We start from the raw sequence: 18,286 nt of genomic DNA on the forward strand, positions 1-18,286 counted from the left end.
CGAGGCATCGAGCCTCGCCCAACGCTCAACCCAACCCTTGATCCCCTCCAAGCAGGGAGGGGAGATTTTAACGGATACTCGCCGCGATCCTCAGGCCGGTTCGCCGACGATTGTCTTCAATTCCATGAAGTCGGCAATGCCGTATTTGCCGCCCTCGCGGCCATTGCCGGATTGCTTGTAGCCGCCGAATGGCGTGCCGCCGCCGCCCGCCCAGGCGTTGATCGTCACCAGTCCGGCGCGCAGTTTCGGCGCGACCTTGGCGGCCTCGGCGGGGTCGCCGGAGATCGTCGCCGACAGGCCGTAAACGGTATCGTTGGCCATTTCGATCGCCTCGTCGGCGTCGCTATATTTGGTGATCGTCGCGACCGGCCCGAACGTTTCCTCGCGATAGATGCGCATGTCGGGGGTGACGTCGGTGAGCAGCGTCGGCTTGACGAAGAAACCGGCATTGCGGCCGTCGGCTCGTCCGGTGCCGCCGGTGACCAATGTCGCGCCTTCGTCGATCGCCGACTGGATCAGCCCCTGGATCTTCTCATATTGCGCCTTGTTGACCACCGGGCCGATATGCGCGCCCATGGTCGAGGCTTCGGCGACCTGGGTCGCTTCCATGATCCCCTTCACCACATTGGTGGCGTCGGCGACCTGGCTTTCGTGGACCAGCAGGCGGGTGGGGGCGATGCAGCTCTGCCCGCTATTCGCCAGCACGCCCGCGATCGTCGGCGGCAGCACTTCGGGCAGATTGGCGCCCTTGAGCACCAGGTTCGGCGCCTTGCCGCCCAGTTCCTGATGGACGCGCTTGACCGTCGGAGCAGCCGCCTGCGCCACCGCGATGCCGGCACGGGTCGATCCGGTGAAGCTCACCATGTCGACATCCTTGTGGCTCGAAATCGCGGCGCCGACGCCAGGGCCGTCGCCATTGACCAGGTTGAACACGCCCGCCGGCACCCCCGCCTTGTCGAGGATCTCGGCCAGGATCACGGCATTGCCCGGCGCTTCTTCGGACGGCTTGAGCACCATCGTGTCGCCGGCGGCCAGCGCCGGCGCGACCTTGGCGCAGATCTGGTTGAGCGGCCAGTTCCACGGCGTGATCATCCCGACCACGCCGACGGGTTCGTGGACGACGCGGTTCTTGCCGACGCGCTCCTCGAACTTGAATTCCTTCAGCGCGGCGAGCGTACCGATGAAATAGCCGAGGCCGGCGGGCGCCTGCGCCATTTGCGCGAAGCCGATCGGCGCGCCCATTTCCTCGCTGGTCGCCGCCGCCAGATCGGGGATACGCGCCTTATATTCCTCGATGATCCGCTCGAGCAGCGCGATGCGCTCGTCGACCGATGTCTGCGAATAGCTCTTGAACGCTTTCTTGGCCGCCGCGACCGCCTTGTCGACATCGGTCGCGGTGCCGAGCGTGATCTCGCTGACCGGTTGCTCGGTCGAGGGATCGATCACTTCGTGGCGGGCGCCACCTTCGCTATCGACCCACTGACCGTCGATATAATGCTTCAGGTAGCTCTTCATCCTCGCCTCCACTTTTCAAATATCGGGTATGGTTGGCGCCTAGATGGCGCGCGGCGAGGTAGGTTGCAACCCGAAACGAGACTCCCCAGTTGAGGGCTCGTCGCAACGGGAGAACGGGACATGGCGCGAGTCGCACGGATCGAGCAGCATGGTGGGCCAGAGGTGATCCAATGGGTCGATGTCGACCTGCCCGATCCCGGTCCCGGCGAGGTGCGGATCCGGTCGACCGCGGTCGGGCTGAACTTCATCGAAGTCTATCAGCGCACCGGCCTTTATCAGCTCAAGCTGCCGAGCGGGCTCGGCACCGAGAGCGTCGGCGTGGTCGAGGCGCTGGGTGACGGCGTCACTGCTGTTGCGGTTGGCGATCGCGTCGGGACGACCGGTCCGACGGTCGGCAGCTATGCCACGCACCGCAATCTGCTCGCCGAAAACCTCGTCAAGCTGCCCGACAGCATCGACGATCGCACCGCGGCGGCGATCCTGCTCAAGGGCGGCACCACCGAATTCCTGATCGAGCGCTGCGCCAAGGTGCAGCCCGGCTGGACCGTGCTGGTTCATGCCGCGGCGGGCGGTGTCGGTCATCTGGCGGTTGGCTGGCTCAAGGCGATCGGCGCGACCGTGATCGGCACCGTTGGATCGTCCGACAAGGCCGAGCGGGCGCGCCGTGCCGGTGCCGATCACGTCATCCAGTATCGCGAACACGACATCGCCGAGAGCGTCCGCGAGATCACCGGCGGTGAGGGCGTCGAGGTCGTGCTCGACGGCGTCGGTGCGGCGACCTGGGACGCATCGCTCAAATCGGCGAAGCGGCGCGGGCTGATCGTCAGCTACGGCAACGCCAGCGGTCCGGTGACTGGTGTCGCGCTCAGTCAGCTCAACACCAACGGCTCATTGTTCGTCACCCGGCCGACGATGTTCCATTATTATGCGACCAAGCCGGAGCGCGACGCGGGGTTCGCGCGCGTGTTCGAGATGCTGGCCAAGGGCGCGATCAACCCGGAGATCGGCCAGACCTTCGCGCTCGAGGATGCGGCCGAGGCGCATCGCCAGCTCGAAGCCGGCAAGACCGAGGGCGCGTCGGTGCTGCTGCCCTGATCACTGCTCGGGAAGCTGCGGCCCGCTTTCGCCCTTGTCGGCCTTGGCCGGCCGCAGCGTGAAGTCGATCCGGATCTTGACCCATGCTCCGACCAGCACCTTGCCGCCGCGGCGCGGGGGACGAACGAGAAATTGCCACGCCGCCTCGCGCATCGCGCGGCCGAGCCCCGATCCGACCGGCGATTCGCCGAGCGACCGGCAATTGTCGACATGGAATTGCGGCATCGTCTGGCACGCGATCAATGCCCAGCTGTTGGGCGGCGCGCCCTTCGGCAGATAGCCGTTGAGCTGCGCTTCGGTCGGCTCGCGATACCATTCGGCATTGTAAAGCGGCTGGCCACCTGGGCCTTCGCCCGGCCCATAAGCGAGCTTGCTGTCGGTGCCCGTCTCTGCGCCGTCGTCGCTGCTGGCGCTCGATTTCAATTTGCTGATGTCGCTGGCGCCGAGCGTGATCGGCAACACGCCGGGCAATGCTGCAGGCGGTGTCGGAACCTTGGGCGGGGTGATGACGGGCGGCATCGGCGGGATCGGCGTCGTCGCTCCCGAGGCGGGCTTGGCCGCGGCATGCGCCCTGGTGCGATGTTCGGGCGCGGTGGCCGCTTCTTTCTCGGAGGGCGACAAACTGAAGCTCGTCGCGCGCCGCGGTTCGGGCTTGGGTGCAGGTGTCAGATGCGGGCCGAACAACAGCAGCACCAGGATCAATAATACTTCGACGACAAGCGCCAGCACGAACGAGACGGTGCGGCGGCGGTCGGGCAAAGCGAAGGGCAGGGACAGCCGCATTGGCGAGCCGCCTAGGAGCGCAAGTCTCCCGCGGCAACGGCAGATCGCTCGGTTCGTCGCATTCCCGGGTCCAGATCGAGTAATGGCGGCCAGCCTTTGATGGTAGCCTGACAGGACAAATGCAGGCGCGCGGCGCCAGCGAGCGGATTTTCCGTGATTTTTCCACTTGCAGTCGCGCTACAAATGTAGCACGCTACAAATGTAGCCAAGAGGTGAGTCATGCTTCCGCAATTGCCGCCACGCGAACGTCAGATCGTCGACCTGCTCTATCAAGGCGGCTCGCGTACGGTGTCCGAGATCTGCAGCGCGCTGCCTGATCCGCTGACCGGCTCGGCCGTTCGCGCCATGCTCAAGCGGCTCGAGGACAAGGGGTTCGTCTGCCGCGAGGACAGCGATCGCGGTTACGTCTATTCGCCGACCGTTCCCGACAATCAGGCGCGGCGCACCGCGCTCAGCCAGATCGTGCGGACCTTCTTCAAGGGATCGCCAGTCAGCGCGGCGAGTGCCCTGGTCGGCATGGCGGAGGAACTCGATACAAGCGAACTCGACGAGCTCGAAGCGGCGATCGCCCGCGCTCGCCAGGCACGGGGAAGCGGGAAATGACCATGACCCTGCTTCTCCTCGCGCTGAAGTCCTTGCTGGTGGCGGCAGTCACGCTCGGCTTGCTGCGATTGACCCGCGCGCGGTCGGCGGCCGAGCGCTCGACCATCGCCCATCTCGGCCTGTTCGCGCTCGTCGCCTTGCCGCTCGCCAGCCTCGCGCTGCCGGCGCTCGACCTGCCATTGCCCGCACCGATGGCGCAGATTGCCACGCTCGATCCGGTCGAGCAGACGGCAACCCCGCTCCCCCCTCGCGATAAGGCGGCTTCTGTCGGCGCTGTTACATCGCCGGCCGTCCTCGCCAACTCCGTTTGGGTCAGCACCATATCCGGTGCGGCACGATATGCCTTCCTCCTTCCCACGCTCGTGCTGCTTGCGCTCACGCTTGCCGCATTGCTCCGCCTCGTCGGCTTGCGCGCCCGCGCCGAGGTGCTGGTCGACCCGGTTTGGCTGAGCGCGCTGGCGCGTGCGCAGCGGCGCATGGGGTTCAAGAACGGCACCGCCTTGCTGGCGAGCGATGAACTCGGCTCGCCGGTCAGTTGGGGCCTGATGCGCCCGGTCATCCTGCTCAACGACGCGGCGGTGCTCGCGCCCGAACAGGCCGAGGCGATCATCGCGCACGAACTGGCGCACGTCGTCCATTTCGATTGGGCGAAGCTGATCCTGGCGCGGGTCGCAACCGCGGCGTTCTGGTTCAATCCGCTGGCCTGGGTGCTGGCGCGCGAGGCGCACCAATTGCGCGAGGAAGCGGCCGACGACGCCGTGCTCGGCGCGAATATCGCCGGGCCCGATTATGCCGAATTGCTGATCGGCGTCGCCCGCCATCAATGCCGCGGCACCTTGCTCGGCGCGCATGGCGTCGCGCCGTCGAAGAGCTCGCTCGGCCGCCGCGTCCGCCGCGTGCTCGACCAGAGCCCCGCGCGCGGTCCGTCCGGGCGCTCCTGGGTGGCGGGCTTCGCGACCGGCATGTTGAGCATGGCGGTACCGCTAGCCGCGGTCACCTTCGTACCGGGGCATAGCGCGCTCGCCACGATCCAGCCGTCGCCGGCGGGGAAGCGCCTGGCCGCAATCTCCTCTTCGAATACGCCGCGCCGCGACTCCACAGCGTCGGTGGCGAATGCCGCCGCGCCCCCCGTTGATAACGGTCCTGCAGGCTTGCCAGCAGCGGCGGCGCCCGCGACAGGTTCGATGGGCCAGGACCAGGGAACGGGAACGTCGCGCCCGTCGGACGACGGCGATGAAGCCGACAATATGCGCGTGCTCGGTATCAGCGCCCAATATCAGCGCGCGATGGCGCAGGCGGGGTTCCCCAATCTCTCCAGCGATCAGCTGGCGGAAGCGCGTGCCGGCGGCGTGTCCCCACAATATGCGCGCGACATGCGGGCGACCGGCATGTCCCTCAGCCTCGACGAAGTGGTCGAGGCGCGCAACATGGGTCTCAGTGCAGCCTATATCGCCGCGATGCGCGGGTTCGGGATCAAAGGCGATCTCGACGATTACCAGGGCATGCGATCGGTCGGCGTCACCGTCGAATTCGTCCGTAAACTGAGATCGCGCGGCATCAAAACCACCGACCCGGATGAACTGACCTCGCTCCGAGCTGCGGGCTCCGCCGGCGATCCCTGAGCCCAACTGCCAGCCCTGCCTCTAACCGATAGTTCGTAACACCCCCAAGGGGGCGACCGGCCACTCGCGACTGACTGCCTTCCATTCGCCCGCACCCCGCGGCGCGGACCGATGGCGCGCGTCCAGGCCGCATCGCCCGATCGAGATACAAGGAGTAGATCATGCTCGCTCACCTGCAGCGCGCCGTTGGGCTTCTGGCGCTGGCGACCGGCCTGTGCGCCCCGACCGCCGCTTTCGCCGGCCAGGACACGCCTTCCGCATCCGCCGGCACCGACACGGCGCCCAAGGACGCCAACGTCTTCACGCCCGACTTCTTCGTGCGCTTCGCGCCGCAGACCGCCTATGACATGCTGTCGCAAGTGCCGGGCTTCACCATCCGCGCCGCCGACGATACGCGCGGGCTGGGCCAGGCGTCGGAGAATGTGCTGATCAATGGCCAGCGCGTCACCGACAAATCCGGCGGCGCGGTGGCGCAATTGCAACGGATATCGGCCAGCGAAGTGATGCGCATCGAGATCAGGGAAGCGGCCTCGTTCGGGATCGCCGGCCTGACCGGCCAGGTCGCCAACGTCATCCTCAAGACCAATCGCAAGGGCAGCGGCAATTTCAGCTGGAGCCCGCAAGTGCGCGCGCATTATGCCGAGCCGCGCTGGTTTGCCGGGTCGATCAGCTATAACGGCTCGGCTGGCGATTTCGATTATACGCTGTCACTCGAGAACAAGCCGTCGCGCGGCGCGCTCGGCGGCAACGACTATCGCGTGCTCTCACCGACCGGCACCCTGCTCGAACGCCGCGACCAGGTGAACTGGAACAGTAGCGACGACGCCAAGCTGTCCGCGATTCTCAAATATACCGGCAAGGACGGGATCCTGGCCAATCTGACGATGGACTATGATCCCTATTGGCAGCGCGGTGCCAATGATCAGCGCCGCATCCGCACCGACGGCAACGACAATATGTGGATCAGCCTCAATCACACCTGGGGCTTCCGCTACGACGTGAACGGCGACATCTCGATGCCGCTGGGCGGCGGCCGGCTCAAGATCATCGGCCTGCGCCATTTCGAACATGCCCCCGCGCTGACCGATCAACGCACCGATTATGACAGCGGAGCGCCGAGCGACGGCATTCGCTATGGCCAGGATGCCAAAACCAGCGAAACCGTGGGGCGGCTGGAATATCATTGGAAAGGCGGGCCGAACGACTGGACGATCTCGCTCGAACGCGCCGACAACAGGTTCGAACAGCTCAGCACGCTCGCTAATCTCCAGCCCGATGGCAGCTATCTTTCGATTCCCTATCCGCAAGGCAGCGGCATCGTCGCCGAGACGCGTTACGAAGCGCTGGCGACGCTGAGCCGGCCGCTATCGCCCAATCTCGATTTGCAGGTGGCCGGCGGCGCCGAATATTCCGAGCTTGGCGAACGCGGCAGCGGCGAAAAGCCGCGGCACTTCTTCCGCCCCAAGGGGAGCCTGTTGCTGGCATGGCGGCCGGCGCGCGGCTGGGACGCCAGCCTCAAGCTCGAGCGCAGGGTCGGCCAGATCAGCTTTTCGGATTTCCTCGCCAACCAGGACGTCACCAACAATCGCGGCAACGACGCCAATCCCAATCTCGTCCCGCCGCAAAGCTGGGAAGCGGCTGCGGAAGTCGCGCGCAATTTCGGCCGCTGGGGCAAGACGCGGTTGAAACTCTATCATTATCGGATCGAGGACATTGTCGATCATATCCCGGTCGGGGTCGACGGCGACGCGGTGGGCAATCTGCCTCGCGCGACGCGCACAGGCATTGAGAGCATCAGCACGATCCAGTTCGATCCGATCGGTTGGAAAGGGGCGAAGCTCGACGCCGATATCGGCATCGAACGCGCCCGCGTCCGCGACCCGCTGACCGGGTTGCCGCGCGTGATCAGCAACACGCACGACCGCTGGGCCCAGCTGACCTTGCGGCACGACGTACCCGGCACCCAATTCGCCTGGGGCGGTGGTCTGTCGTTCGACCATTACAGCCCGGTTTATTATCTCGACGAGGTCAACCAGCAATGGGAAGGCCCCTATGTCAGCGCCTTTTTCGAGTTCAAGAACGTGCGCGGAATGAAGGTCAATTTCGAGGTGTTCAACCTCAATGACGGCCATGTGCGGTATTGGCGCGACGTCTATTCCGGCCGCCGCAACGCCGCGCCGCTCGCGTTTCTGGAGCGCCAGCATCAGCGGGTCGGGCCGATTTTCACGCTGACGATTAGTGGGACGTTTTGACGGTCGGCCGCGTCGACTCGGCGAGGCAGCTGAAGTGTTGGGAAAAGGGCGCCAGGATTGCTCCTGGCGCCCTTCTTTGTTGGCCCCGCCGCGGCAAAGCCGCGTCGTCGGTCCTCGCAAGCGAGGCCGGCCGACAGCGCGTATGCGAGCTGGGCTCGCACCAGCGCGGTCGTGGCCGCGCTTTACGCGCTGTAGTACATATCGAACTCGACCGGGCTCGGGGTCATCTCGAACCGCGCGACATCGGCACGCTTGATTTCGATATAGGCCTCGATCTGGTCCTTCGAGAACACGTCGCCCTTGAGCAGGAAGTCCATATCGGCTTCCAGGCTGTCGAGCGCTTCACGCAAGCTACCGCACACGGTCGGCACTTCAGCGAGCTCGGCCGGGGGCAGGTCGTACAGGTTCTTGTCCATCGCATCGCCCGGGTGGAGCTTGTTCTGGATGCCGTCGAGGCCGGCCATGAACAGCGCCGCATAAGCGAGATAGGGATTGGCCATCGCGTCGGGGAAACGGACCTCGACGCGCTTGGCCTTGGCGCCCGTGCCGTACGGGATGCGGCACGACGCCGAGCGGTTGCGCGACGAATAGGCCAGCAGCACCGGCGCTTCATAGCCCGGCACCAGCCGCTTGTAGCTGTTGGTGGTCGGGTTGGTGAATGCGTTGAGCGCCTTGGCGTGCTTAATGATGCCGCCGATGAAATACAGGCACATGTCGGAGAGGCCGGCATAGCCGTTGCCGGCGAACAGCGGCTCCTTGCCGTTCCAGATCGACAGATGGGTGTGCATGCCCGAGCCGTTATCTTCCTTGATCGGCTTGGGCATGAAGGTCGCCGACTTGCCATAGGCATGGGCTACCTGGTGCACGACATACTTGTAGATCTGCATGCGATCGGCGGTGGTCGTCAGCGTGCCGAAGGTCAGGCCGAGTTCGTGCTGCGACGCGGCCACTTCGTGGTGGTGCTTGTCGCAGGGCAGGCCCATTTCGATCATGGTCGAGACCATTTCGCCACGGATATCGACCGCGGAGTCGACCGGCGCGACGGGGAAGTAGCCGCCCTTGGCGCGCGGACGGTGGCCGAGATTGCCGCCTTCATATTCGCGGCCCGTATTGGTCGGCAGCTCGATATCGTCGATCTTGTAGTAAGAGGTCGCGTAGCTCGTTTCGAACTGCACGTTGTCGAACATGAAGAACTCGGCCTCGGGGCCGACATAGACGGTGTCGCCGATGCCCGTGGTCTTGAGATAGGCCTCGGCCCGCTTGGCGGTCGAGCGCGGGTCGCGCGCATAGAGCTCGCCGGTCGACGGCTCGACGATGTCGCAGACCAGGATCAGCATCGGCGTCGCCGAGAACGGATCGACATAGATCGCGTCGAGATCCGGCTTCAGGATCATGTCCGACTCGTTGATCGCCTTCCAGCCTTCGATCGACGATCCGTCGAACATGAAGCCGTCGGTCAACTCGTCCTCGCCGACCACCGACGAGACCATGGTCAAATGCTGCCACTTGCCCTTCGGGTCGGTGAAGCGGAGGTCGACCCACTCGATCTCCTCGTCCTTGATCTTCTTCAGAACGTCACTGGCTGTCGTCGCCATAACCCCAGACCCTTTCTCTTTCAGTCGTAAATCCGGCGAACCGGAGAATCATGTTGCTCATGCGTGCGCCCTGCTGTCACATTATGTTGCAGTGCGTCAAATGCCGTAGTTGCTCAAGTTGGGCGTCGGCCGTCTTTCTTAAGGTCGCCGCCCTAGATCGCTGCCTCGTCGCGCTCGCCGGTGCGGATGCGCAGCACGGTTTCGACCGGCATGACGAAGATCTTGCCGTCGCCGATACGGCCGGTCTGCGCGGCTTGCGCGATCGCCTCGACCACGCGTTCGGCCATCGAGTCCTCGACCACCACTTCGAGCTTCACCTTGGGCAGGAAGTCGACGACATATTCGGCGCCGCGATAGAGTTCGGTATGGCCCTTCTGGCGGCCAAAGCCCTTGGCCTCGGTCACGGTGATGCCGCTGACACCGACTTCGTGCAACGCCTCCTTCACCTCGTCCAGCTTGAACGGCTTGATGATCGCTTCGATCTTCTTCACGCGGAATTGTCCCCCGTCTCTTGCCCTATGGGTTGATTGCACATCAGCCTTACATAAAGCGTGCCAGAACTCGCGCGCGAAGAGCGTGGGCCGAGCGGGAGCCGGTATCGGCTCTAGCAAATGCCTCGAAATTAGGCAGCCCTGTTTCGACTGCCCGTTGGCGCGGCACGACGGCTGCGCACCGAGGCCAGTCGATCGGCGAACGGCCTGGCTTCCAGCGCGGCATTGGCGCGGTTGATCACCTCCACCAGCACGCCCCCAGTTTCGGTATCGAGCGCCGCGGTGGCGGCGCGCGCGGCATGCCAATGGTCCTCCAGCCGGGGGAGCAGCGCAGTGCCCGCGCGGGTGAGCGCGACGATCCTCTGGCGGGCATCCTCCTCGCCGCGCGTCACCGCGACCAGGCCGGCGGCGGCCATTTGCGATACTGTCTGGCTGACCGCCGAATGCGATACGCCGAGCCGGTCGGCCAGCGCGCGAATGCCCTGTGGCCCGTCGGCAACGAGCGCGCGGACAACCGGCGTATAGCGCGGGCGGAAATCGATCCCATCCTCGCGATATGCCTGTTCCAGCGCGCCGTCGAGATGATCGATCAGCCGGCGAAGCGCGGTGCCGAAACTGGCGGCAGTGTGCGTGGTCATACCCCACTTATTAGCCACTTTACTCCTGTCGAGCAAAATGTATAAGCGCTTACGCTTACAAATGTAGTCGGAGGGGTTGAGGGATGGATCGGCGCATATTCTTGGGACTATCGGCGGCCGCGATCGCGACGATCACCGGTGGCAACGCGATCGCCATGGACGGGCCAGCCGCGGCCGCCGGCGACCCCGCTCTCGCACTCGCCGACCTTCTCGAGACCGGCTATGTCATCCCCGAGATTGGCAAGCGCTACGCCGCGATGCTGCGGCAAAAGGCGGCGGCCGGTGCCTATAAGCAGATCGCCGACCCCGCCGAACTCGGCCAGCGGCTGACCGCCGATTTGTTGGCGGTGTCGCCCGACCGCCATCTGCGCGTCGTGCCCGCGACGATGCTCGGTCCCAATGATCGGCCGCAACCGCGACCGGCGGACGGGGCCAAACCCCAGCCTCCCGCCGCGCCACCTCGTGCGCCGGCGGGCCCGCGGCCGCCCCGCCGCGCGCCGATCGAGGATGCCGGCTGGATAGCGAAAGACGTCGCTTATATCCGCTTCACCGAATTTCCCGACGACCCCGACATCGCCGCGGCGAGCGACCGCTTCATGCGCGAGCATGCCGCGGCCAAGGCGGTGATCGTGGATTGCCGTTACAATGGCGGCGGCGGCGTCGCGCAGATGAATGCGATTCTGCCCTATCTCTTCGCCAAGCCGGCGGTGCTGGTGCAGATGGAAATGGTCGAGTCGATCGCCAAGGCGCGCGGCAATCCCTTCGCCGAAGATGCCTTCATGCGCCCCGCGAGCGGTGCGGCGCCGGGGATCGTCCGCACCGAACATTATGTCGTGCCCAAGACGGGCGAGACCCGGCTGTTCGGTGCGAAGGTCTTCTATCTGACCTCGGCTCGCACAGCGTCCGCCGCCGAACATCTCGCTCTCGCCTTCAAGCATACCGGCCGCGCGACGCTGATCGGCGAGACGACGGCAGGTGCCAATCATTTCGGCGGATTCGAGCCGATCGGCGGCGGGCTGGCAGTGTTCCTGCCGGTCGGCCGGACGATCGATCCGGCGACCGGCAAGGATTGGGAAGGGACGGGGATCGTCCCCGACGTCGCGGTGGCGCCGACGCTCGCGCTTCAGGAAGCACTCAGGCGCGCCGGCGCGATCGCTTAACCGCGAACGAAGCGGGCGATGTCGGCGACGAGCTGCTCGCCGCGCGTCAGTGGCAAGGCATGCGAGGCACCCTCATAGACCAGCAACTCGCTGCCCGGGATCATCGCGTGCGCCAGCTCGGCGCTCCTCTCCAGCGGGCAGCTTTGGTCGGCGCTGCCATGGATGATCAGGGTCGGGCAGGTGAACGCCGCCATATCGGCGCGGACGTCGGCGTTGATGTTGGTGCGGGTATGCTCGATCGCCGCGTGCAAGGTCGCGCGCAGCACCAAGCCGGTGCCCCAGGCGATCAGGTGCGGCGACACCTGCTCGGGCGCGAAGAACGGCTCGGCCATCGTCGCGACATAAGCGGGGCGGTCGGCCATCATCATGGTGACTTGTGCTGCAAGCGGCCCGGTGCGGCTGGCCGGATCGGGGAACAGACCTGGCGCGGTGCCGGCAACGAGGATGGCGCCGGCCACCCGCTCCGCGCCATAGCGCGACAGATAGCGCGCGACCTGACAGGCGCCCATCGAATGCGCGACCAACGTCACCCGGTCGAGCCCGAGCCGCTCGATCACCGTGGCGAGATCGTCGGCCAGGCCGTCCAGGTCGTGCCCGGTAGCGGCGGGCGAGGACCGGCCGCAGCCGCGCTGGTCATAAGCGACGCAGCGATGCCCCTGACGGACCAGGTCGGCGGTCTGGCGCTCCCAGAATTCGGTGTTCATTGCCCAGCCGTGGACGAACAATAGCGTTGGGCCATTACCCATATCCTCATAGTAAAGCTGCTCGCCGTCGGGAGTGGGGATCAGGCCGCGGCTCGGGCGGAGCGTCTGGCGGGGAGCGAGGTCGGCGATCGCGTACATGGCTGTTCTCCTTGGGGGTGGTGCCGCCATGATGCGGATTGCTGCAGCCGAACCAATTACCTGACAGGTAATGGCGCGTCGGCGCGGGGCGGCTAGGATGGCCGCCGAAAGGATGGCTCATGGTGCAGATGTCGGGTGAGGTGGGAGCAATGCTGCGCGACTGGCGTGCGCGCCGGCGGGTGAGCCAACTCGACCTCGCGCTCGATGCCGATGTCTCGCCTCGCCATTTGAGCTTCGTCGAAACCGGGCGCGCGCGACCCAGCCGCGAGTTGCTGTTGCGCCTGTCCGAACAGCTCGATGTGCCGCGCCGGGAGCAGAATGCCTTGCTACTGGCCGCCGGCTTTGCGCCCGCTTTCCCCGAACGCGATCTCGCCGATCCCGCGCTCGATGTGGTGCGCGCGGCGCTCGAAACGGTGCTGTCCGCGCACGAGCCGTTCCCCGCGCTGATCGTCGACAGGCACATGACGATGATCTCGGCCAATCGCGCGCTGGCGCCGTTGATCGAGGGCGTCGATTCCGCTTTGCTCGAACCGCCGGTCAACGTGTTGCGCCTGACGCTTCATCCCGACGGCGTGTCGAAGAACATCGTCAACCTCGCCGAATGGCGCGGCTTCCTGCTGCGGCAACTCGACCGCGAAATCGCGCAGAGCGGCGACGCCACACTGATCGCGTTGCGCGAGGAAATGGAGCTTTATCCCAAAGGGCCGGCGTCGGACGTCCGGCCGCGCGACTTCGCCGGGGTGGCGGTGCCGTTCCGGTTTCAGCGCGGCGATCGCATCCTATCCTTCTACAGCGCGCGGACGGTGTTCGGATCGCCGATCGACCTGACGCTGGATGATCTCGCGTTGGAAACCTTCTTGCCCGCCGACGCCCAGACGGCGGAGGCGATGCGGGAACTTTGCCCGCCAGCACCCTAACCGTCACCCCAGCGAAAGCTGGGGTCTCTAGCGATGACGCGATGCGGCTTGAGATCCCAGCTTTCGCTGGGATGACGATGGTGGTGCGAGCTATTTACCCGTGCCTTCCACCCCCTGCGGCAAATTCTTCTTCGCCCAATTCGCCTCGTCGATCACATAGAGCCGGATCAGTTGCGCCTGCTCCGGGCTCATCACCTTGGCGAAGCTGACCATGCCCTGCTTGGCCAGCGCGCCGTCGATCAGGATCGACTTCCACGTATCGGCATCGGCCAGCACTGCCGATCGCTGAAGGTCGGGGAGGACGCCGCCACCGCCGGCGCTCGCGCCGTGGCAGACCTGGCAATAGCGGCCGAACAATTGCAGGCCCGCGGCGATCTGCTCGGGCCGTGCGGTCGATGGCGGCGGGTTGAACGGCGCCGTCGCAGGTGGGACGAGCGAGGGGAGCTTCGCCGTGCCGCCCAGCTTGAATACCAGCAGGCGTGGCAAGTTCGGCACATTCTTGGCCGCACCGATCGCGTAGCCGATCGACAGCGGCAGCGCCCCGCCGCGCCCGGTCAGCACCGCGATATATTGTTGCTCCTTGACCGTGAACGTCGCGGCGCCCGCCATGATCCCCGATTGCGTCGGATAGGCCCAGAGCTGCTTGCCGCTATCGGCGGCATAAGCGCGGAACTCGCCGAGCGCGGTGCCCTGGAACACCAGATTGCCCGCCGTGGTCATCGTTCCGCCGTTCCACGGGGTCGGGTAATCGACTCGCCAGCGTTCCTTGTTGGCGACCGGATCCCAGGCGACCAGCGCGCCGGTTGCGCCTGCTGTGATCGCGCCGATCATCTTCGCATCGCGTGGATACATCCCCGCCGACATATTGGTACCGACGTTGAACCCGATCGGCTCGCGCGTGCCGGCGGCGGCGTCGGGCGGGATATAAGCGAGCCCGACCTGTTCCTGCGCGGGCACATAGACCAGCCCGGCCTTGGGATTGAAGCTCATCGGCTGCCAATTATGCGCGGCCAGTGCCGACGGCACCGCGAGGAACGGCTTGCCGGTCTTGTAGAAGCGCGCGTCGGGATTCTCGTTGGGTCGACCGGTCTTGAGGTCGTAGCTGTCGGCCCAATTGACCGTCTTGATGAACTTGCCGGCGTTGATCAGTTTGCCGTTGGTGCGGTCGACGACGAAGAAGAAGCCGTTCTTGGGCGCCTGCATCAGCACCTTGCGCTGCTGCCCGCCCATATTCAGGTCGGCAAGGATGATCGGTTGGGTGGCGGTGAAGTCCCAGCTTTCGGCCGGCGTCTCCTGATAATGCCAGAGATATTCGCCGGTATCGGGCTTCAGCGCCACGATCGAAGACAGGAACAGATTGTCGCCCTGGCCCTCCGAGCGCAGCCCGTGGTTCCAGGGCGAGCCGTTGCCGACGCCGAGATAGAGCTGGTCGAGCTCAGGATCGTAGACGATCGAATCCCACACCGTGCCGCCGCCGCCCGATTGCTTCCACTGGCCGTTCGCCGACCAGGTCGCATTCGCTGCCTTGGACAGGATCGCGTCGGACGCCTCGCCATCGGCGCCGAGATTGGCATTGGGCACGGTATAGAAGCGCCAGCGCTTGGCGCCGGTGTCGGCATCGTACGCGGTCACATAGCCGCGCACGCCGAACTCGGCGCCGCCATTGCCGATGATCACCATGCCCTTCACGACGCGCGGCACGCCGGTGATCGTATAGGGTTTGGCATTGTCGGTGGTCTGGACGCTCCACAGCGGCTTGCCGGTCGGCGCGTCGATCGCGATCAGCCGCCCGTCGATCGTGCCGAGATAGAGCTTGCCTTTCCACGCCGCGATGCCGCGATTGACCACGTCGCAACACGCCTGGACGCCCTTGGTCTTGTCGACGCCGGGATCGTATTCCCAGAGCTTCTTGCCGGAGAGGGCGTCGTAGGCGAACAGCTTCGACCAGGGTCCGGTGACGTAGATCGTGCCGTCGATCACCACCGGCGTCGATTCCTGGCCGCGCGCATCGGGCAGATCGGCATACCAGGACAGGCCGAGCGATCCGACGTTGTCGGCGTTGATCTGGGTCAGCGGGCTATAGCGTTGCTCGTTATAATTGAACCCGGTCATCGCCCAGTCGGCGCCCGAGCCACCACTGGTGAGATAGGCGGAGTCGATCTTCGCGGCACCCACCGCGCCCGACGGCGCCGGCGAATTGTCGCTCGACGATCCGCACCCGGCCAACAGGGCCGCGCTCAGCAACGCGATATAGGTCCGCATGTCGTTACCTCTCCGCCATACTCTTTCTTCGAAGAGTCGCTGGCAGTCGATAGCGCGGCGGGGGGCTGCGTGGTAGAGGGTGCTTAACCGTATCGGGATAGGGGACACCGATGGCCAATCCACTCGACCATTTGCGCGACGAGCTCGAAGCGCCCGTCGCGATCCGCAATTTCGGCAGCGGCTGGTATTCGGGCTTCTTCGCGCTCGTCCTGGCGATCGCCGGCTTCGGGCTGGTGGTGGCGCTGCGCTGGCCGGGCTGGTTCGCGACGCCCGAGCTGCAGGCGGTCGAAAAGACCTTGTGGTTCCGTCCCGTCGTCCATGCCGTGCTGATCTCCAGCTATGCGCTGGCGCTGCTCAGCCTGATGCTGCGGACCAAGAAGGCGATCGGTTTTTCCGCGCTGGCGATCGGCATCGCGGCGGCGTTGCTCGGCGGCGCCAATGTCTCGCCGCGTGAGACGCATGATTGGGGCATCTTCTTCGGGGTCGATTTCTTCGTCGTCAACCTGATCGTCGCCGGGTTGATGTTCGCACCGATCGAGCGGTTCTGGCCGCACAACCGCGACCAGCGCCTGTTCCGCACCGAATGGCGCGAGGACCTATTCTATTATCTGCTCAGCTCGATGCTCGTGCAGATCTTCACCTATCTGGCGCTGGCGCCGTCGAGCATCATCAACGCCAACACCGTGTCGCTCGCCGGCATCCGCGCGGCGATCGGCGGGCAGCCCTGGGTCCTGCAGTTCGTCGAGGCGATGCTGCTGACCGATTTCGTGCAATATTGGTTCCACCGCGCCTTTCATCGTGTGCCGTTCCTGTGGGGATTCCACGCGGTCCATCATTCGGCCAAGGCGATGGACTGGCTGGCCGGCGCGCGGATGCATTTCGTCGAGATCATCCTGCTGCGCAGCGTGACCTCGTTGCCGCTGCTGACCTTCGGCTTCCTGCCCTCGGTGATGCAGGCCTATGTCGCCCTAGTGTACATCTATTCGGGGCTGGTTCACGCCAATCTGAAGGGCGATTTCGACCGTTTCGGCCATGTCATGGTGACGCCGCGCTTCCACCATTGGCATCACGGCCTCGAGGCGGAAGCGGTGGACGTCAATTTCGCGATCCACTTTCCGTTATGGGACAAATTGTTCGGGACGTTCCACTTGCCGACGGGCCGGTGGCCCCAGGGCTATGGCATCCCGGAGAAGATGCCGAACGGCTATCTGAAGCAACTCGCTTATCCGTTCGTGCGCAGCCAGAAGGCGATCGACGCGGCGAAAGCGGAATAGGCGATGGCGCACCGCATTTATGCGACAAGCGTCGCGAGCGTGTACGTCCATTACGTCGCCAAGGCCGAGCGGAAGGGCCGAACGCGAGCCGAAGTCGACGAGATCATATGCTGGTTGACCGGCTATACCCGCGAAGGGTTGGCCGAAGAGCTGGCAAGCAAGGCGAGTTTCGAGGATTTCTTCGCCCGCGCGCCCGGCCTCAACCCTGCACGATCCGCGATCACCGGAACGATCTGCGGCGTGCGCATCGAGGAGATTGATGAGCCGCTGATGCGCGAAATCCGCTACCTGGACAAACTGGTCGATGAGCTGGCGAAGGGCCGGCCAATGGAAAAAATCCTGCGCCGGCAAACGCCTCGATCGTACGTCAGTAAGGCGGTTGGTCGTACCCCTTGGGGCTCGACGTGAAGATCTCGCACCCGTCCTCGGTAATGCCGATCGAATGTTCGAACTGCGCCGACAGCGAGCGGTCGCGCGTCACCGCGGTCCAGCCGTCGTCGAGCAGCTTTACGTCGGGCTTGCCGATATTGATCATCGGCTCGATCGTGAAGATCATGCCGGGCTTGAGCTCGGGTCCAGTGCCCGGGCGGCCGACATGGACGACTTCCGGCGCGTCGTGGAACAGCTTGCCGACGCCGTGCCCGCAGAAATCGCGCACCACGCCGAAGCGGTGGCGCTCGGCATGCGTCTGGATGGCATGCGCGACGTCGCCCATCGTGTTGCCGGGCCTGGCCTGTTCGATCCCGAGCATCAGGCATTCATAGGTCACGTCGACCAGCCGCTTCGCCTTGATCGGCACATTGTCGCCGACCAGATACATCCGGCTGGTGTCGCCATGCCAGCCGTCGAGCAGCGGGGTCACGTCGATATTGACGATGTCGCCGTCCTTGAGCTGGCGGTCGGAGGGGATGCCATGGCAGACGACATGGTTGATCGAGATGCAGCTCGAATGCGTATAGCCGCGATAGCCGAGCGTTGCAGGCGCGGCGCCGCCGGCGATCATGAAATTGCGGATCAGGTCATCGAGTTCCGCAGTGGTCACCCCCGGCACGACATGCGGCACGAGCATGTCGAGCGTTTCGGCGGCGAGGCGTCCGGCGCGGTGCATGCCCTCGAACGCGTCGCGGCCATAGAGCTTGATCGCGCCGTTGCGCGCGAGGTTCATGTCGCTGGTGACAGTCACATATTCGGTCATGGCGAACGATATAACGATGACGCGCCGATTTTGCGAGGCTAT

The 18,286-nt window shown here is 65.3% G+C and carries 16 protein-coding genes; 8 read left to right on the plus strand and 8 right to left on the minus strand.

Annotated features, from left to right (window positions below; genetic code table 11):
* Positions 1-90: 90 nt before the first annotated feature.
* Entirely contained in the window at positions 91-1,515 is a 1,425-nt protein-coding gene (locus AC1DQQ_RS18465; protein ID WP_478046246.1) for an aldehyde dehydrogenase family protein, read from the minus strand.
* Positions 1,516-1,635: 120 nt separating this feature from the next.
* On the opposite strand from AC1DQQ_RS18465, the gene AC1DQQ_RS18470 reads away from it, so the two are divergent.
* Complete coding sequence (locus tag AC1DQQ_RS18470) at positions 1,636-2,610, plus strand: quinone oxidoreductase family protein (RefSeq protein WP_478046248.1); 975 nt, start codon at positions 1,636-1,638, stop codon at positions 2,608-2,610.
* Here the strand turns inward: AC1DQQ_RS18470 and AC1DQQ_RS18475 are convergent, their stop codons facing one another.
* Positions 2,611-3,393 (minus strand): hypothetical protein, encoded by a 783-nt coding sequence (locus tag AC1DQQ_RS18475; protein WP_478046250.1) that lies wholly within the window; start codon positions 3,391-3,393, stop codon positions 2,611-2,613. It lies immediately after the preceding gene.
* A 219-nt stretch (positions 3,394-3,612) separates the two neighbouring features.
* On the opposite strand from AC1DQQ_RS18475, the gene AC1DQQ_RS18480 reads away from it, so the two are divergent.
* The 3 genes from AC1DQQ_RS18480 to AC1DQQ_RS18490 all read left to right on the plus strand — a co-directional run bounded on the left by AC1DQQ_RS18480 (position 3,613) and on the right by AC1DQQ_RS18490 (position 7,870).
* Entirely contained in the window at positions 3,613-3,996 is a 384-nt protein-coding gene (locus tag AC1DQQ_RS18480) for a BlaI/MecI/CopY family transcriptional regulator (RefSeq protein WP_478046252.1), read from the plus strand.
* Positions 3,997-3,998: 2 nt separating this feature from the next.
* The gene (locus tag AC1DQQ_RS18485; protein WP_478046254.1) at positions 3,999-5,618 is read left to right on the plus strand and encodes a M56 family metallopeptidase; all 1,620 of its coding nucleotides are present in this window, start codon (positions 3,999-4,001) and stop codon (positions 5,616-5,618) included.
* Positions 5,619-5,779: 161 nt separating this feature from the next.
* Entirely contained in the window at positions 5,780-7,870 is a 2,091-nt protein-coding gene (locus AC1DQQ_RS18490; RefSeq protein ID WP_478046255.1) for a TonB-dependent receptor plug domain-containing protein, read from the plus strand.
* Positions 7,871-8,052: 182 nt separating this feature from the next.
* On the opposite strand, the gene glnA is transcribed toward AC1DQQ_RS18490, so the two are convergent.
* The 3 genes from glnA to AC1DQQ_RS18505 form a co-directional block, all read right to left on the minus strand.
* Positions 8,053-9,465, minus strand: a complete 1,413-nt coding sequence (gene glnA / locus AC1DQQ_RS18495) for a type I glutamate--ammonia ligase (RefSeq protein ID WP_478041147.1) — start codon at positions 9,463-9,465, stop codon at positions 8,053-8,055.
* Positions 9,466-9,617: 152 nt separating this feature from the next.
* Positions 9,618-9,956 (minus strand): P-II family nitrogen regulator, encoded by a 339-nt coding sequence (locus AC1DQQ_RS18500; protein WP_478041146.1) that lies wholly within the window; start codon positions 9,954-9,956, stop codon positions 9,618-9,620.
* A 131-nt stretch (positions 9,957-10,087) separates the two neighbouring features.
* Positions 10,088-10,594, minus strand: a complete 507-nt coding sequence (locus AC1DQQ_RS18505; RefSeq protein ID WP_478031444.1) for a MarR family winged helix-turn-helix transcriptional regulator — start codon at positions 10,592-10,594, stop codon at positions 10,088-10,090.
* An 83-nt stretch (positions 10,595-10,677) separates the two neighbouring features.
* Here AC1DQQ_RS18505 and AC1DQQ_RS18510 point away from each other — a divergent pair, with 83 nt between their 5' ends.
* Complete coding sequence (locus tag AC1DQQ_RS18510; protein WP_478041145.1) at positions 10,678-11,754, plus strand: S41 family peptidase; 1,077 nt, start codon at positions 10,678-10,680, stop codon at positions 11,752-11,754.
* On the opposite strand, the gene AC1DQQ_RS18515 is transcribed toward AC1DQQ_RS18510, so the two are convergent.
* A complete protein-coding gene (locus tag AC1DQQ_RS18515; RefSeq protein ID WP_478041144.1) occupies positions 11,751-12,596 on the minus strand; it encodes an alpha/beta fold hydrolase in 846 nt (281 codons plus the stop codon). The genes AC1DQQ_RS18510 and AC1DQQ_RS18515 overlap by 4 nt on opposite strands.
* A gap of 119 nt (positions 12,597-12,715) precedes the next feature.
* On the opposite strand from AC1DQQ_RS18515, the gene AC1DQQ_RS18520 reads away from it, so the two are divergent.
* Entirely contained in the window at positions 12,716-13,513 is a 798-nt protein-coding gene (locus tag AC1DQQ_RS18520) for a helix-turn-helix domain-containing protein (protein WP_478041143.1), read from the plus strand.
* 90 nt (positions 13,514-13,603) lie between these two features.
* On the opposite strand, the gene AC1DQQ_RS18525 is transcribed toward AC1DQQ_RS18520, so the two are convergent.
* Positions 13,604-15,775, minus strand: coding sequence for a PQQ-dependent dehydrogenase, methanol/ethanol family (locus AC1DQQ_RS18525; RefSeq protein ID WP_478046257.1), 2,172 nt, complete (start codon positions 15,773-15,775; stop codon positions 13,604-13,606).
* A 110-nt stretch (positions 15,776-15,885) separates the two neighbouring features.
* Between AC1DQQ_RS18525 and AC1DQQ_RS18530 the strand changes: the two genes are divergently transcribed.
* Complete coding sequence (locus AC1DQQ_RS18530) at positions 15,886-17,049, plus strand: sterol desaturase family protein (RefSeq protein ID WP_478031450.1); 1,164 nt, start codon at positions 15,886-15,888, stop codon at positions 17,047-17,049.
* Between the two features lie 3 nt (positions 17,050-17,052).
* Positions 17,053-17,457, plus strand: coding sequence for a DUF2200 domain-containing protein (locus AC1DQQ_RS18535; RefSeq protein WP_478031452.1), 405 nt, complete (start codon positions 17,053-17,055; stop codon positions 17,455-17,457).
* Here the strand turns inward: AC1DQQ_RS18535 and map are convergent.
* Complete coding sequence (gene map / locus AC1DQQ_RS18540) at positions 17,417-18,244, minus strand: type I methionyl aminopeptidase (protein WP_478031454.1); 828 nt, start codon at positions 18,242-18,244, stop codon at positions 17,417-17,419. The genes AC1DQQ_RS18535 and map overlap by 41 nt on opposite strands.
* Between the last annotated feature and the right edge of the window lie 42 nt (positions 18,245-18,286).

Source organism: Sphingomonas sp. P4_G3 (assembly GCF_056401105.1).